This window comes from Paenarthrobacter sp. CM16, assembly GCF_013179505.1.
GTDB lineage: Bacteria > Actinomycetota > Actinomycetes > Actinomycetales > Micrococcaceae > Arthrobacter.
This window is the reverse complement of the sequence record NZ_JABMCX010000376.1, coordinates 1-3,819: the sequence shown is the minus strand read 5'-3', so window position 1 is coordinate 3,819 and position 3,819 is coordinate 1. Positions and strand designations below refer to the sequence as shown.

3 protein-coding genes are annotated in these 3,819 nt (G+C 63.8%); all 3 read right to left on the bottom strand.

Annotation, left to right across the window (positions count from 1 at the left end; translation table 11 throughout):
* Positions 1-784: sugar phosphate isomerase/epimerase (locus HP499_RS21995; protein ID WP_172326224.1), on the bottom strand; the 784-nt coding region annotated here is incomplete at its 3' end.
* The gene (locus tag HP499_RS21990) at positions 785-1,852 is read right to left on the bottom strand and encodes a Gfo/Idh/MocA family protein (RefSeq protein WP_172326223.1); all 1,068 of its coding nucleotides are present in this window, start codon (positions 1,850-1,852) and stop codon (positions 785-787) included.
* Between the two features lie 86 nt (positions 1,853-1,938).
* The coding region (locus tag HP499_RS21985) for a glucose PTS transporter subunit IIA (protein ID WP_172326222.1) at positions 1,939-3,819 on the bottom strand (1,881 nt) is incomplete at its 5' end.

The window sequence follows — 3,819 nt, the reverse complement described above, 5'->3', positions numbered from 1 at the left end:
CGGACTCGGGCAGGCCATGGATAACCAAGGCTCCGGTGTAGCCGGTGAGGGCCAGTCCGGCGAGGATGGCATTCCACGGCAGGTCACCCTGACCCGGTGCGAGGGCGCGACGGCCGGGAACCAGTTCTTTGGCATGGGCCAAGGCGATGTCTGGTCCCAGGGTTTCCAAGGCGGCGTTGATCACCGGGAGAGTGGTGGCATCGGACAGATCGGCGGTGTCAAGGATGTTGGCGGCGTCGAAGACAATCTTCAGTGCCGGTGAGCCGATCTCGTCCAGCATTTTGCGGGCGAGGTCGGCAGTGGAGACCACGTTGGTGTGTTCGGGTTCGACGGCGACCACGACGCCGGCGGCTTCTGCCAGTGCGGCGAGCTTGGTGAGGGAGTCGCGTGAGTCGGCCCAGGCTTCGGGGGTGGAGTTATCCGGGTGGTGGCGCCACATGTCTTCGGCGTCGCGGCTGCCGCTGCACAGCGTGATCACGGGGATGCCGAGTTCCACTGAGACCCGTACGACTTCGGCGAACCGGGCAATGCCGGTGTTCCGTACTTCGGGGTCCGGGTGAGCGGCGTTGAACGTTCCAGAGATGGCCGCCAGTTGGACGTTGTTGGCTGCCGCAGCGGATTTGATCCGCTCGATGATCTCCGGTTCCACTTTTTCGGGCACGGTGGGAATGCCTGCGATGGAGAGGTTGTATTGGACGGCGGTGATGCCGGCCGCTGCGACGGCGGCCATGTTGGCTTCGATGCCGGTGGCTTCGAAGGTCTTGGCAAAGATTCCGACCTGCATTTAGACGGCTCCCTCGGTGTCGGCCAGGCGTACCCAGTCGCCGGATTCCACGGAGCGGGAGAGGGCGACCATGCCGCGGACACTGGCGAGGCCGTCAAGGGCGGTGGCACCGCGTGGGGTGGATCCGGTGTTGGCGGCGCGGGCGAGGTCTTCGAGCTGGAGGCGGAAGACGTTGGCGTCAGCGCCGATGGGCTGGTGGTACATGTCGTCCTTGGCGGAGAAGGCCTGGACTTCGGCGGCTTTGAGGTACCAGGGGTTGTGGATTTTGCCGATGACGCTGCCTTCGCTGCCGTAGACCTGGAAGCCCTCCCACCAGTCCATGCGCACGGCGAGGGTGAGGTCGAGCTGCCCGAGGCAGCCGTTCTCGAATTCGACGTCGAGGAACCAGCAGTAGGTGCTGGCCTTGGTGGAAAGGCGGGCGCGGATCGCGGCGATGGGGCCGCCGAGGTAGCGGGCGGTGTCCAGCAAGTGGCTGCCGTGGCCGAGCACGTAGTAGCGCTGGCGGTTTGCCTTGGGGTCCCCGGCCGGGCGGCGGGCAGCGGCGCTGTGCTCGATCAGGGGACGGATGGTGTCGGTGACGGTATAGCGGTAGGTGGAGTCGCAGTACCAGTGCTTGAGGCCGATCAGCTCGCCGATTTCGTCGCGGATGAAGTCGTGGGCGAAGGCGATGCCCGGGTCGTAACGCTTTTCGTGGCCGACCAGGACAACCCGGCCGCTTTGCTTCTGGGCAGCGACCAGGGCCTCGGATTCTTCGACCGTGGTGCCCATGGGCTTTTCTACGAGTACGTGTTTGCCGGCTTCGAGGGCGCGGATTGCCAGGGGCACGTGGAACTGGTCGGCGACGGCGACGACGACGGCGTCGACGTTTTCGTCGGCGAGCATCTTGTCATAGTCATTGAAGGACGTAGTGGGCTGGTGGATCAGGGTCATGCGGTCGCGCAGGTCGTCGGCGGCGTCGCAGATCGCGTACAGTTCGATCTCTTTGGACTTGCGGGCTGCGGGGAAGTGGGCGGCTTGTGCGATGTCGCCGGCGCCGAGGACGCCGACCCGGAAGAGGTTCTCTGTCATGGTCTTTCCTGTCTACGGAATGGGTTGATGGTAAGGGAGGGCCGGCGTCTCATCGGCTGGGCGACGAGACGCCGGCGCCCTGATGATTAGACGACGATAGGGGCAACGAGGCTGTATCGTCCGGCAACTGTGCGTCCAGCTTCGGCCGGGCCGGAAGTGATGCTTAGCTGGTCAACGGCCTTCTTTGTGGTGATGACCACGGGTGTCACCGTGGAGTAGCCGGCTTCTCTGACGATCCTGAGATCCACTTCGCAAAGCAGATCGCCGGCAGTGACGTCGTCGCCCTTGGCCACGTGGGCGGTAAAGCCTTCGCCTTTGAGCTTGACGGTGTCCATGCCGATGTGAATGAGGACATCGACGCCGTCGCTGGTCCGGATCCCGTAGGCGTGGCCGGTGGGGAAGACCGTGACGATCCGGCCGGATACCGGCGCTACGAAGCGTCCGTCGTCGGGGTCGATCGCGAAGCCGCCGCCCAGCGTTCCGCCAGCGAAGACGGGGTCGGGGACGTCGGAGAGCGGGATGATGGTGCCGTTGGCAGGTGCCACGAGCTCCTGCTGGTCGGTGCTCGCCGACTGCATGGCCGCGGAAGAGGATTTTTCCTCAACTTCCTGGCTTGAGTGGCGGGCCTTGCGGCCGAAAATTCCGGAATTGGGACCTTCGTAGCCAAGGGTCAGGATCGTTGCCATGGAAACGAGGAATGCAACGCCAATTCCGAAGGCGTAGAGCGGGATGTTGTTGAAGGCGGGGATGGTCAGCAATGACGTGAAGAGGAAGGCGTTGGTGGTGACGCCGCCGCCGAGGCCCATGATGAAAGCGCCTGTGATGCTTCCTGCGAGGATCGCCGGGATGGTTCGCTTGGCGAAGCGCAGGTGGACACCGTAGAGGGACGGCTCGGAAATTCCGCCGAGGAGGCCTGCTGTGAGGGCACCGCCTGCGACTTGTTCCATCTGCTTGTTCTTCTTGCGGGCCGCGATGATCAGCACGCCGGCGGTGACGCCGAAGCAGCCGAAGTTCCATGCGCCCATCGGGCCCTGGATGAAGTCATAGCCGAGGGTGGAGATGTTGAGGAACATGATCGGGACAACCGACCATGCCGTTCCGGTGATGACCAGGAAGGGGTAGAGGGCGCCGACCAGGACGGAGAAGATCAGCGGCGAGAAGTTGTTGACGGTAACGAAGAGGTTGCCGATGCCGCTGCCGGCGTAAACACCCAGGGGGGCGAGGACGAAGGCGGTCACAGGGATCATGACGAGCATCGCCAGGAAGGGGATGAAAATGACCTGGAGGTTGCTCGGGATGACCTTGCGCAGGAAGGAGTACAGCGGGCCGAGGAGAAGCGCCATCAGCAGCGGGGGGAAGACCTGGGAGCTGTAGTTGAAGATCGTCAAGGGGAGGCCGAAGACGTCGACGACGGCGGGAAGCTGAGCGTCCGCTCCGGCGAGCTGGGTAAAAGCCGGCAGCATCATGACTGCCATGATCGAAAAGCCAACCCACGGATCCGCGCCGACCTTTTTGGTCGCGTTGTAGGCCACCATCAGGGGCAGGAAGACGAAAACGGCCTGCCAGGCAAGGTTCACGAAGCTCAGCGAGGCGTCCAGTGTGACACCGGGGGCGTTCCACGCCGGAATGACTTTCAAGGTCGCCAGGAGTGCCATGGCCGTGATGAAGATCGAGGCTCCGAGCATGGCGCCCAATACCGGGCGGAAGGAGTCCGCCAGGAATTCGAAGAACCAGTTGATCCACGCGTACTTGCCCCGTGGTCCCTTGCCTTGTAGCTCGGATTTGAGCTCGCGCATGGCGTCGGGGTCGGTGTTGGCGCCGCCTTGGCCGAGTTGGGGAAAGTCCCTGGTCATTTCGACGTACAGATGGTTGACGGCTCCGCCAACGATGACCTGGTAGCGGTGTTCATCCTGCCGCACTACTCCCATCACCTCGGGAATGGCGTCCACGGCTTCATCGCTGACCAG

Bases quoted from the DNA above. Each gene is read 5' to 3' on its own strand.
- HP499_RS21990 (WP_172326223.1), bottom strand. From the start codon at position 1,852: ATGACAGAGAACCTCTTCCGGGTCGGCGTCCTCGGCGCCGGCGACATC.